This window comes from Vibrio pomeroyi (assembly GCA_041879425.1).
Lineage (GTDB): Bacteria > Pseudomonadota > Gammaproteobacteria > Enterobacterales > Vibrionaceae > Vibrio > Vibrio pomeroyi_A.
The window spans coordinates 2,395,947-2,409,114 of sequence record CP090854.1; the positions used below are offsets into that span (position 1 = coordinate 2,395,947).

A 13,168-nucleotide genomic window follows, 5' to 3' on the forward strand; every position below is an offset into this window, starting at 1 on the left:
AACTCTGAGAGTTACGCGGCTTTTTAGTATCTGCCATGAAGTTAGCAGATTAGGTTAAGCCTCTGTAGCTTCAATTTCAGGCTCACGAATCGGATCAATACGCACTGCCGCTACCTTAAACTCTGGGATCTTGGCATGCGGATCTGTCGCCGTTGTCGTCAAACGGTTCACTGGCGACTCCACGAAATGGAAGGGAATAAACACCACGCCTTTCTGCATTCGCTTGGTTACAAACGCTGCGATTTCAATTTCGCCACGACGTGTTGAGACTTTGAGCATCTGACCATTCGAGATCCCTAACGCTTCAGCATCATGCACACTGACCATGGCACGTGGCCCTGCTAAGTTATCCAGACCTTTTGTTTTACGTGTCATAGTGCCAGTATGGAACTGCTCTAGGATACGCCCTGTCGTTAATACTAACGGGTATTCTGCATCTGGCAGCTCTGCCGCATATCGAAACGGAATCGCTTCCATTTGGCCGCGCCCGCGAGTGAACTGAGTCTGGTGCATAATACGTGTACCATCAGGGTTGTTTTTATTGCTTGGCCATTGCACGCCGTTGACCGTGATGTTTTCCCAACGTAAACCACCATATTGTGGCGTGACGCGAGCAATCTCATTGGTGATGTCCGCAACCGAATCGTAGCACCAACCACCACCCATTGCGTTGGCAAGCATTTGGATAATCACCCAATCCTCTTTCGCGTCACCTGGAGGCAATACCGCAGGGTTAATACGCTGAACGCGTCGCTCGGTATTGGTAAAGTGACCAGACTTCTCGGCGAACGAGCAAGACGGTAGAACCACATCGGCATACTGCGCCGTTTCGGTTAAGAAGATGTCTTGCACCACAAGGAAATCTAACGCTTCAAGCCCTTCAATAACGTGTGCTTGATTCGGATCGCTTAGTACAGGGTTTTCACCCATCACGTATAAACCACGCACATCTCGATTACACGCCCCGTCAATAATTTCAGTCAGCGTTAACCCTGTTTCAGCAGGCAAATCAGCAACGCCCCACTCCATCGCAAACTTTTGGCGAACCATTGGGTTATAGACTTTCTGATAACCCGGCAGGTTATTTGGCAACGCGCCCATGTCGCATGCACCTTGAACATTCGATTGACCACGCAGCGGGTTGATGCCACCACCTTCGATACCGATGTTGCCACACAAGAGCTGCAGGTTAGCAATCGAGCGAACGTTGTCATGGCCAGTGGTGTGTTGCGTGATACCCATGGAGTAATACACCGCAGTGCGTTCTGCAGTACCTATCAAGCGCGCCATCGCGAAGATGTCTTCCGCTTTAACACCAGTCACCAACTCTACTTTGTCTAACGAGTAGCTTGGTGACATTACCTCTTGTAGCAAGGTATCAAAGCCATCGACACGGTCATCAATGTAATCTTGGTCATACCAACCGTGCTTGATGATCTGCTGCATCACGCCATTAATCAGCATCACGTCTGTACCCGGTCGGTGTGCGAGGTAAAGTTCAGCATGGTCGGCAATATCGATTCTCTTAGGATCCGCGACGATCAAGCGAGCGCCGTTATGCCTTACTGCCTGTTTGATGTGTGAGCCGATAATTGGGTGCGCGGATGTAGTATCAGAACCAATGATAAAGATGACATCTGAGTGTTTAATGCTTGGGATATCATTGGTCATCGCTCCACTGCCTAGCGAAGCTTCAAGCCCAGTTACCGTTGAAGCATGGCAAAGACGAGCACAGTGATCGACATTGTTGGTGCCAAGTTCACGACGAATGAATTTTTGGAATGCATAGTTATCTTCATTGGTGGTTTTAGCCGACGAGAAACCAGCTAAAGCATTACTACCAAAACCTTGTTTGATTGCCGTGAACTTATCAGCAATCAGCGTAATGGCTTCTTCCCAACTCGCAGGTTGTAACCAGCCATCTTTACGAATTAACGGCGTTGTAAGGCGGGCATCACTAGCGACGAAGTCAAAACCGAAACGTCCCTTAACACACAACATGCCTTCGTTAACCAGAGAATCACCGCCCTCGATATAACGGATTTTGTTCTTCGCTTCGTCAACATGCATGGTCAGCTTACAGCCCACACCACAATAGGTGCAGATGGTATCGACCTTCTTGAGAACGTCGGTATCGCCTTGTTTTCTATCTCTCGCATCCACCATCGCACCGGTTGGACATGCCTGAATACAAGAACCACATTGAACACAATTAGAGTCGCCCATTAAAGTCTGATTCGTCCCGAAATTCGGACGACACTCAGGTCTTGAAGCGGGCTTGCCATCAGCCTGATTCATGAAACTTAGTACGCCATGAACATTCTGTTCACGACACGCTTGGATACACTGACCACAACTGATGCAACGGTTGGCGTCAAAGATGATGAATTCAGAACTGTCATCGACAGCAAACTTCTGCCTTGTCGAACCAATTTTGGATTCCTCTGCGCGAATAGCTTGCCAGCTCTCATTAGAAGCGACATCGATTTTGTATTCTGGATGTGTTTGGGTTGCCTTGTATTCAGTCGAGTAATCACGCAGATCGCAGTCGGTATTGGCTTGGCAACCACACTCTAAACATCTTGCTGCTTCAGCGATTGCGTCAGTATTATCAAAGCCAGTTTCTACTTCTTCAAAGCTTTGCTCTCGCTGCTCTGGAGTGAGCTCAGGCATAATCTTACGCGCCATGCGCTGTATCGACTTGTACTGCTCGGGATCAACGGCTTTGAGCTGCTTGTGCTTTCTAGAGTTAAACGGTTTAGCCGGAATATTTTCCATATCACCGTTGAAGAATCTGTCGATAGCTTGCGCAGCAATACGCCCGTCGCCTACCGCTTCGACTGCTGTCGCTGGACCACGACGGAAGTCACCGATACTAAATATATTGCCCGTACCTGTGTGCATGGTTTGCGGATCAGCGTCCGCGGTGTTCCAACGTGTTAGTGGGATATCAATCTCTTCGTTATCCATGAAGCTTAAATCTGGTTTCTGTGACACCGCAGCGATAACCGTATCGAACGCTTCGACAAAGAACTCACCCGTTGGTTTAGGACTACGACGACCAGAAGCATCTGCAGGACCAAGCGCCATATGTTCTAATCGAATCTCAGATACATGTCCATTTTCATCAGCAATATTCTCAGCCGGGTTAGTCAAGAAGTGGAACTTAACACCTTCGTGTTCAGCTTCTTCGATCTCATAATCTTCTGCAGGCATTTCATCTCGTGTACGACGATAAATCAACGTGGTGTCCGCACCATCACGTACTGCAGTTCGAGCACAGTCAATCGCCGTGTTACCACCGCCAATCACAGCAACTTTTTTGCCGGTAGTAAAGTGTTGGTCAGTCACATAGTCTTTCAGATAATCAACACCTAGGTAGCAGCCACCAAGGTCACTACCGGGATAATTCATCTCAACGGCTTGTGACGCCCCCACGGCTAAGCAGACCGCATCAAAGTCACGACTAAGATCTGACAAGGTAAAATCAACACCAAGCTTCTTGTCGCACTCTACTGCCATTCCGTTACGACACATAAGTTCGATTTCTTTATCTAGAATCGACTTCGGTAAGCGATATTCAGGGATACCATAACGCAACCAACCACCAGCTTTAGGCATCGATTCATAAACACTGACGTCGTAGCCCTCATTAGAGAGGTAATAACCCGCTGTTAAGCCACCAGGACCACTGCCGACAATCGCAATGCTCTTACCTTTGTTGGGTTTCTTCGCTGGCATGTAGCTCTCTTGAGCAGCTAGATCGGCATCGGCTGCGTGTCGCTTAAGTTGGCGAATCGCAATCGAATCATCGACTAAGTTTCTTCGACACTCCGTTTCACAAAAAGCCGGACACACGCGACCAATCGATAGTGGCATCGGCAGTGTTTTCTTAATCACTTCGATAGCTTTGGTATGATCATTTTGAGCAATATGATGGAGGTAAGATTGAATATCGACTCCCGCTGGGCAAGCAGTTTGGCACGGAGCTTCACAGTCAGCGTAGTGGTCTGCCATGATACGATTCAGCGCATCTTGTCGATGAGTCGTTAGCTGTTTAGATTGAGTGGTGATGTTCAAGCCATTGGTTACCTCAAGCTCACAAGAACGTGTTACGCCCATCCCATCCACTTCAACCACACACAAATCACACGGCACCTTGTCCGCTGTTTTGTTCAAACCACATAACGATGGAATCTCTAAACCACATGTTTTTGCCGCCTCAAGAACGGTTTGCCCTTGTTCGACGATTCGAAATTTCCCATCAATGACGATTTGAATCATAGCCTGTCCTACCTTTACCTTTCGCACACTGCGAGTTATCAACAATTAAAAATAAAGTAATACAATATTATTAATATTATTTAATCTATGTAATTACCATACATTAATTATGGTTTTGTGCGTGTGACCTCAAACAAGTTCCATTGATAATAACCACAAGGTATGAGTGGTCTTATCTGTATATGGAAAACATTAAGTTGAAGATAAAGACTATTTTAGGAAGGCAGGTGTAATCAGGGAGATTAGGTTTCAGATATTAAAAAGCCCCTACCACTGTATATAAAGTGAATAGGGGCTTTGAATTGATAAATCGGCTTAAAGCTTACTGCTCAGCTTCTTCAATCAGCTCTTGCACTGGCGATGCAGGTTTGTTTTGAGCAAAACCTCGCAGACCAACAACGTGTACATGTTCATGATCTTTGAAGACCTTACGTACCAGTTTGTAGGTTGTGCCTTTCTCTGGGCTGATGTTCTCAGGAGCTGCAATCAGAAGTTGCATGCCTAGACGGTCACACAGTTCAAACAGTGTAGAGATAGACTTCGCATCCAGACGTGCTGCTTCATCAAGGAACAACAAGCGACATGGAACGATGTCTTTGCTACGAAGTCGACGAGACTCTTCTTCCCAGCTCTGAACAACCATCAATAGGATAGATTGACCAGTACCGATCGCCTCACCCGTAGACAGTGCACCCGATTCCGCTTGTAACCAACCATCAGAGCCACGGTTAACTTCAACACTGAGCTCTAGGTAGTTACGGTAATCCAGTAGCTCTTCACCTAGAACTTGAGGAGAACGTTGACCCATGTCGATGTGTGGGTTCACACGTTGGAACAATTTCGCCATTGCTTCAGAGAAGGTGAAACGGGTCGTCTCGAACAAGTCTTTGTGCTGCTCTTGTTGAGTCGCTAGGCCCGATAGCAAGATTTCGTGGCTTTCACGGATCTTAACATTCAGACGTACGCCTTTAACCTGACCAAAGTAGATGTTCGACAAGCCTTGGTTCAGCATACGAATACGGTTCTGCTCACGCTGAATCGTCTTCTTAATGATGCTTGCTACCGACTCAGAGCTGATCGCTAGGCGGTTTTCACGCTGCGTCAGTTCTTCGGTTAGTCGAGCCAGTTCAACTTCCATCTCTTCGATTGCTTCAACCGGATCATCCGTATGAATGATGTCTTGGCGAATACGCTCACGAAGGTGCTGGTAAACCGCTATGTAGAACAGAACCTTACGTTCTGGATGCACGTTATCTTCCGATAGGCGCAGCGAATCGCGTAGGTCTTCGTTGTCAGCCACAGCCAGACGCAGTGCACCCAGTGATTTATCCGACATTGAGCGAAGTTCACCAGCCGTTAGGTAAGCCAGCTCACGCTTGTGTAGACGACGTTCAACGTCATTCTCACGAGCTAAACGCAGTACTGAACACCAACCTGCTTTCGCCGCAACCACGAAGGTACGAAGCTCTGTGTACTCTTTCTGTACTTTCTTAAGACGCTTAGCTAACGCTTTCATCTCAAGTTCAGTTGAAGTAATCGTACGCTCGTATTCACTCTTACGGCTACGAGAAGTGTGTAGACGCTCTTGAAGCTCGTCACGACGACGTACAGCGCGTTCTTCAGCGCCTTCATCAGCATTTACACCGAACTCTTGAAGCTCTTGCTTGAACTCTTGAACCGTCTCTTGCTTCGCTTGGTGCGAGCTCTTCAGTGCTGCCAATACTTGGTTGTACTGGTTCATCTGTTCACGAGCTTGTTTCAGGCCATCACGACCTTTCGCTCTTGCTTGTTCCGCTTGAACCAGTTTCGCTTTCAACTGCTCGCTCAGTTCGCTGCTCTTGTTAAGCAGGTCAACAGAGTCTGCGTAAGCAAAGTAGTGACGACGCTCAATCAGGTCAGACAGTGCGAACACTTTGCCTTTTAGCGTTTGCAGTGCGTTGTCTGCCTGACGGTACTCCGCTTCCAAAGCTTCAAATTGCTCTGGGTCAGCATCGAGTGCAGAAACGATTTGCTCTAATGAAGTCAGCGCTTTGCCATGAGTGTTCAAGTAAGACTTAGCTTCGCTTAAACGCTCTAGTTGTGCTTCTAATTCAGCAAGACGCTCAGCTAATGTTTCGTCTTCAAGAATACGAACCATAGGTGCCAGTTTGTCTAACGCACCAAGCGCTTGCTTGCTTTGTAGAAGCTGACTGCGTTGTTGTTGCTCTTTAGAATCTAGTTCTGCCAGAGAACGAACAATTTGGTTACGCTTGTCGCGAATAGACGCTAACGCCTGTTCTGGATCAGCGTTGAACGCAACGTGCAGGTGCTTCGCAACAAAGCTGTTGAATGCTTGGTATAGGCGATTCAGTTTTTGAGAGTCAAATGCTGCTTTCGCGTGGTTCTCAACGACAACATCACGCTCTTCGCGCAGTTTCTCAAGGCGTTGTTCACGAGCTGCGCGACCAAACAGTGGGATCTCAGGGAAACGAGAGTAACGCATTTGGCGATCGTTCAGTTGAACGCACACTGCGCCTTCTAACTCATCGGCGTTGAATGAGCTGTCATCAAACGCGTCTACATCACCTTCTAGGATGTAAAGGTCTTCTGGACAATCATCAAGATCAATCAGCTTCTCTTTGATGCCATCAAGATCAGAAACCACAATCGCGTGACGAGCCGGGCCGTACATCGCACTGAAGTAAGGCGCATCGCCAATCGTGATGTCGTCGTAGATCTCAGAAAGCAACACGCCACCCAGAGTGTCTGCTAGGCCTTTCAGACGAGGATCGTTCGAACCACCTGGAGAGGCTAGACGCTCAATTTCTTGCTCAAGTTCAGCTCGGCGCGTTGCCAGTTGATCTTTAGCAACCGCTTGAGATTTCTCGTCTTCAAGAACTTGTTGCATTTGAGTCATTACCGCTTGGCTATCTTCTAGCTCAGCTTCGGTTTGATCTCTTAATGCTTCAAGCGCATCGTTTGCTGTGATCCAAACAGGTGCAATAGACTCAAGCTTTTGAATCTCTTGGTCGTGGTTTTGTTGCACACGACGTTGTTCACTTTTCGCTTCACGCAGCTCTTCTTGAGCATACTCAAGCGTTTCGATCTGCATTGCATGACGTTCGCGCTCTTCGTCGAAAACCGCTTCGTCAGTCAGTGAGATGTTGTGTTGCTTTTGGTATTCAGTCGCCAGCTCTTTTGCTTGACGCTGCTGCGCTACATCACGAGCCATGTCGCGGTGCTGAGCACGCCATTGCTGTTCGTTCTCTACAACATGTTTAGCGTTACGACCTTTTTCTAGAGCTTGCTTAGCGCTGTGAGACGCTTCTTTACGTTCAACGTCACCAACGATGCTCTTAACCAAAGACAGTGCTTTGTCGAACTGTGCAGAAGCTGCAGAAGACATGTCTAGCTTGTGCTTAGTTGACAGTAGCGTCTGCGTGCTTGATTCTTCTTGTGCTTTTAGCTCAGAAACCAAGGTTAACGCGCTTTCTGCAGTAATAGAGTCATCACCTAGCAACTGCTTGGTTTTCTCTAATGCTTGCACGGCTTGCTGGTATTGAAGAGCACGAGTCTGCTGAACATCCAACGCTTGTTGGTAATCAGCAAGCTGAGTTTTTAGGCTATCCACTTCTTCTTCAGTGATAGTTGCCTGCTCTTCTGCCAGAAGAACTCGCTCTTGAGCTTCTTCCACTACCATCATCTGCTCTTCTAGACGCTCATTAAGCTCTTCTAGATCTTCGCTGTAACGAGCAATTTTCTCTTGCTGGCGAAGTGCAGTTTGAACCAATTGAAGATGATCCGAAGCCGCTTGGTAGTCTTGTTCTAGCGCTGACTCTTGATCCACCAGCAGTTCGAGCTCTTCTTGAACACGATTCAACAGGTTGTTTTGATCAAGTAAGGTTTCGCGAGAACCAAACAGTTCACCACGGAACTTCATGGTTTGATCTAACTTGTTACGACGATCGTTAGCATGGCGCATGTAGTCCGCAGCCACGTAATTCGTAGATTCAGTGATCAAGTGTTTGAACAAGTCACGATCCGACTGAGTTGTCTTGATCGCTTCTAGCGTCATGCGGTTCTCGCGCAGTGCCGATTCCATATCTTGGAATGCTTTCTTCACACCACCATTTTGCGGTAGAAGGTAATCACGCAGAGAACGTGTAATCGCACTTGAGATACCACCGTAAAGTGATGCTTCAATCAGACGGTAGAACTTAGAACGGTCGCTGCTGTTACGCAGCTTCTTCGGTACCACACCGTACTCAAACATCTGTGAGTGGTAATCAACAATCGAAGAGAACGCTTTAAAGTGAGCGCCTTCGTACTGTGCAACAGCTGCTTTCACATCGTTCAACTGACATACACGAGCGTGGCTGTCTGAAACGTTTTGAATCAATACATCCGTTGGTTTCACGTGGCTTGGAAGGCCTTGGATAACGAACGGCTTGATGTCTACTTTCTTATCACGACCCGCAACTTGCTGCAGTTTTACTGCAAACAGTAGGCGTTGATTACGAGAGTTCACCACATCTAGCGCGGCATAACATGCGCCAGGTTGAAGCTTACCGTAAAGACCTTTATCACGAGATGACTGCGAGCTGCCTGCTTCCGTTGTATTACGGAAATGCAGAAGGCTTTGGTCTGGGATAAGTGCTGTGATGAATGCCGCCATTGTGGTCGACTTACCTGCACCGTTACCGCCAGAAAGCGTTGTAACCAATCCATCAATATCAAAAGTACGCGCGAAGAAGCCGTTCCAGTTGACCATGGTTAATGATTGATACTTACCTCTTTCAATCATGCTTCACCTTCTACTTTTGTTTGTTCGCCGTCGTTTGACTCAAGGTCAAAGTCAGCTTGATCGTTAAAAATGTCTTGTTGACCGTTTTCGTCTACGCCTGCATCAACTTCTGATGCGGCTTCCGCTTGTTCTTCATTCAACAAGCTGCCTTGGTTAGGCTCTTGCGTATGCACCACAGCTTCACCATCACGGATAAGACGCAGTTGAGCTTCTTTCATGTCATCGCCAACACGTACGTCAGCACCAAAACGAAATACTGCTTCGCTGATACGGAACTTGCCCGTCTCGCCAATCGCAATCAGCATGCCGATACGGCGTAAGCGACGTAGAGAAGTACGTACTTTTTCAAACAGCTTTTCTTTATCTAAATCAGAACCCGACGCACGGTTGGTTGCTAGCTTCATGAGTTTTTTCTCATCTGCTAACGACATCAACTCATCAAACAGCTCTTGGTTAGTAAAGATACCTTCGTGTGCTAGACGCTCTGGGCTTAGGTACAGGAAACACAGTACCTTACCAACAAGCATGTCTAGTTCAGACAAAACACTACGACCGATTAGCGATGTAGAACGCGGACGTAGGTAAAAGAAGCCTTCTGGCGCTTTCACGAGCTCGGTGTTGTAACGTTGGTAGAAATGCTGAAGCTCAACTTCAAAATCTGAAAGTAACGCGTGGTTATCTAAGTCTTCTGTTGAAATATGCTTTCCTGAACGCAGCATGCTGTCTAGCGCAGGGAACAGTGGGTTCGCTATCGCTTTTACCAGTTTCTCTGGCATGTAATCATCAGTACTTGTTAATGACATTTGCTTGTACCTTTGCACCGAAATCGTTGATTGCCTGCCAATCTGGCTGAATAGCCTGATAGTCAGACTCTGAGTAACCTAAGCGCACGGCTTGGTCGACAACAATTCTGGCTAAATCAAAATGGTGTGTGCGAGGGTGTGCTGCGAGGTAATCGCGAAGCACAAGGCCAAGATCAATTGGCGCACCTTGCTGTTTGTGAGCTTTTAACATCTCTGCAATTCGGTCTGAAAGCAGATCATTCACTTGCTCAAATTCTTCGTATTCTACGTCGATTGGTGCTTGACCCATTACTTCGTCATCACGAAGTACCAAGGCTTCATCACGCAAATCGGTGAGCTTTTCGGCATCGGCGTAGGTCAATAACCAAGGCGCATCAAAGTAGTCGGTAACCGACTGACGCAAGCGTTGGCTAAAGGCACGGTTTTTATCCATATCAATCGCGGTACGGATAAACTTGTGAACGTGGCGGTCGTAGCCGATCCACAAATCGATCGCTTGCTGACCCCAACTGGTGATTCGGTCGAGCTTCATCTGCAAGCCGAACAGGGTTTCGCCAACGAACTCGAGTTCATCGTCACCGTAAACAATTTCTTGAATATCGAGGATCTGTGTTTGCAGTTCATCACCCGCCGCTTGCAAGGTGTCTTGCAACTCTTTTAGCGTGGACGAGGTTTCTGATAACAAGGTTTCACAGTTGTTGATCGCCTCTCGCCAATCCTTGTTTAAAAGGTCGGCAATTTGCTGCTTAACGGTTTGCTGCTGCTCATCCATCACACGTTGGTTAAGATCAATCTGATCGAAAATTTCACCAACAGAATACTTGAGCACGCCGTAAACGTTCTTTCTCCAATGTCCTGGAGTTCCGCCCTTCTGCGCAGCTTCAATGGCTTTAGCCATCTCGTCTGCAACCATAGAAAGCTGGATAGACAATTTTAGTTTTGAGAACTGACGGTGACGTAAGTAATAATCTGAGATACCAATCGCTAATGGCGACAAACGGTAAATGCTCGCACCATCGGTGATTTCGCTAGTAAAGCGGCTAATTAGCTTCTGTTTAACCAACTCATTGATGGCGTTGTTGGCACGAAACGCAGACGCTTCGCCTGTATCTTCAAACAGTCGAGTGACAATGGTAAATGCATCGTGCAGTTCACCTTCGCCCAACTCTTCATCGAACCTTTCATTACTTAGTACTGCGATAGCAATCAAAAATGCTAAGCGCTCTGGCGGCAAGTTTAATGAAAAATCATGCTGCTTGACCCAGCCCACCAACTCATCAATTGGCTGCTCTTCGGCAGTTTGAGTCATTTCACTCATTGTGGTTCCTGTTACTGTTCTTCGTCATATCGAACATGTTAGATATGACGCCTATTTCTTTATGACGCGGGCTTCTTACGATTGCATAGCGCATGTTGTGGCTTCTTTTACCACATTCACCGCTGTTATTGCGCAGGTTTTTGAGCCCAAACGTGAATATAACGGCCTAGCGACAGATATGGCTCTTGGCGACATAGCTGTTTTTCTAGTTCCAATACATCTTCAAATTGGTAATCGCCCATGTACTCCATATTACCTATGTAGTCACTGAACGAGCGAATGCCTGATTTACCACAGATTTCTAGACCAGCGTCTTCTATCCATTGGTAAACTTCTTCTGGCTTCAAGCCTTTTTGTGGTTGCAGCTTAAACCGTTTTCGATGTGGCATCCCATTCAATACATGAGGAATGTTGCCACAAATCACATTTTTCAGGACTAATCCGTGGTGGTTGTAAAACATTATCGAGGCAACGCCACCCGGTTTGACTTGTTCAAGCAATAAATCAAGCGCCTCTTTCGGGTCAGCCAGCCATTCCATTACGGCATGAAACATCACAACATCGACTTTCTCATCGAGGTGTTCTGACACCTTTTGCACTGGAGAATGGATAAATCGATACTGCTCTAACAAACCCGCTTCGTTGATACTTTCTTCGGCAAGCTTAAGCATCTCAGAAGAGAGGTCGCACAAAGAAACCTTATGTCCAAGCGCGGCGATTTTCTGCGACATCTGTGCAAGACCACCTCCGGCATCAAGCACATGCAGCGGTGACGCTGAATGCTCAAATTTGCTCAAAGCTTGTTCTAAATCTTCCCATACGATGATCTGACGGATCTCTCCTTTGTCAGAGCCGTAAATATTTTTTGCAAATTTGTGGGCAATATCGTCGAAATTACGGTCTTCAGTCACGGCTACTTGAGTTATTATGTCCTATCGTGCCTGCTATTCTGTCACAGGAATTTCAGGAATAAAGAGGCGATGTCTCTTTTTACTACTAAGTGATGTTTTTTCGGACTATTCGGATATGTTTGAGCTGAAAAAAGTAGTGTCTTCACTATTGATGCCACTGCCAGCAATGTTAATTCTCGCTTTTCTGGGCTTAGCCCTAGTGATGTTTACTACCAAAAGGAAGACTGGTTGCCTAATTACCCTTTCAGCCCTCTGTGGTATTTTCCTAATCGCTTTCCAGCCAGTTTCTAGCCAACTTTTAATGCCAATGGAAAGGCAACACACCGCTTTTTTACCTGTCGATGAAACCGTCGATTACGTTATGGTTCTCGGAAGTGGTCACGTCGTAGACGACCAGATCCCACCAACATCAGAACTGAGTCGCACGGGTTTGATGCGTTTGAGTGAAGGGATTCGTATTCTACGTCTTTACCCTGGTGCCAAACTTATTTTGTCTGGCTATGGCGGAGCTACTGAAGTAAGTAATGCAAGAATGATGGCTAAGGTTGCACTAGCCCTTGGCGTAGCAAAACCAGACATCATTTTGCTTGAAACAGCAAAAGACACTTGGGAAGAAGCTCGCCAAGCTGCCGCGTTTGTTAAAAACAAAAAGATGGTATTGGTAACATCTGCGAGCCATATGACTCGCGCATTGAATGAATTCCATGCTGCTGGCATGAAACCATTACCAGCGCCAACCAACTACCTCGCTCAGAACGGGGTTTTGCAACCTTGGAATAAGTACATGCCTAAAGCGATCTATCTAGAGCAGACAGAGCGTTACTGGCACGAGACCATGGGATTGGTTTGGCAAAGCCTACGTGACTGGCTAGACACCAGTAACGATCTTTCGGAAGAGCCAATTGCTGTTCCTGAGCCTTCGAGCTTGATTGAGGAAGACGGTGAAGTTTCTGCAGCGCAGTAGACTCAACCTGATGTTTCTCTCTGTCTTATGTTTAACTCAGCCTATTGGCAGGCAGAATCGTAAAACAATTCGTATGCTGTCAATTCGATAACGACAACAACTAAG

6 protein-coding genes are annotated in these 13,168 nt (G+C 46.9%); 1 reads left to right on the forward strand and 5 read right to left on the reverse strand.

Annotated features, from left to right (window positions below; genetic code table 11):
- Nucleotides 1-54 precede the first annotated feature (54 nt).
- The 5 genes from fdhF to cmoM all read right to left on the reverse strand — a co-directional run bounded on the left by fdhF (nt 55) and on the right by cmoM (nt 12,099).
- Nucleotides 55-4,284 carry a formate dehydrogenase subunit alpha gene (fdhF, locus tag L0992_10490; GenBank protein ID XGB66148.1) on the reverse strand — a complete coding sequence of 1,410 codons (4,230 nt, stop codon included), beginning with the start codon at nt 4,282-4,284 and terminating at the stop codon, nt 55-57.
- A 322-nt stretch (nt 4,285-4,606) separates the two neighbouring features.
- The gene (gene mukB / locus L0992_10495; GenBank protein ID XGB66149.1) at nt 4,607-9,067 is read right to left on the reverse strand and encodes a chromosome partition protein MukB; all 4,461 of its coding nucleotides are present in this window, start codon (nt 9,065-9,067) and stop codon (nt 4,607-4,609) included.
- Nucleotides 9,064-9,870, reverse strand: coding sequence for a chromosome partition protein MukE (gene mukE, locus L0992_10500; protein XGB66150.1), 807 nt, complete (start codon nt 9,868-9,870; stop codon nt 9,064-9,066). Before mukE ends, mukB begins: the two co-directional genes overlap by 4 nt.
- Complete coding sequence (gene mukF / locus L0992_10505) at nt 9,851-11,188, reverse strand: chromosome partition protein MukF (GenBank protein ID XGB66151.1); 1,338 nt, start codon at nt 11,186-11,188, stop codon at nt 9,851-9,853. The genes mukE and mukF overlap by 20 nt, the downstream gene beginning before the upstream one ends.
- 125 nt (nt 11,189-11,313) lie before the next feature.
- The gene (gene cmoM, locus L0992_10510) at nt 11,314-12,099 is read right to left on the reverse strand and encodes a tRNA uridine 5-oxyacetic acid(34) methyltransferase CmoM (GenBank protein XGB66152.1); all 786 of its coding nucleotides are present in this window, start codon (nt 12,097-12,099) and stop codon (nt 11,314-11,316) included.
- Nucleotides 12,100-12,214: 115 nt separating this feature from the next.
- Here cmoM and elyC point away from each other — a divergent pair, with 115 nt between their 5' ends.
- The gene (gene elyC / locus L0992_10515) at nt 12,215-13,063 is read left to right on the forward strand and encodes an envelope biogenesis factor ElyC (protein ID XGB66153.1); all 849 of its coding nucleotides are present in this window, start codon (nt 12,215-12,217) and stop codon (nt 13,061-13,063) included.
- Nucleotides 13,064-13,168: the final 105 nt, after the last annotated feature.

What these genes read in the sequence shown, in the direction of transcription:
- elyC (XGB66153.1), top strand. Translation starts at nt 12,215, where the DNA reads ATGTTTGAGCTGAAAAAAGTAGTGTCTTCACTATTGATGCCACTGCCA.
- fdhF (XGB66148.1), bottom strand. Translation starts at nt 4,284, where the DNA reads ATGATTCAAATCGTCATTGATGGGAAATTTCGAATCGTCGAACAAGGG.
- mukB (XGB66149.1), bottom strand. Translation starts at nt 9,067, where the DNA reads ATGATTGAAAGAGGTAAGTATCAATCATTAACCATGGTCAACTGGAAC.
- mukF (XGB66151.1), bottom strand. Translation starts at nt 11,188, where the DNA reads ATGAGTGAAATGACTCAAACTGCCGAAGAGCAGCCAATTGATGAGTTG.
- mukE (XGB66150.1), bottom strand. Translation starts at nt 9,870, where the DNA reads ATGTCATTAACAAGTACTGATGATTACATGCCAGAGAAACTGGTAAAA.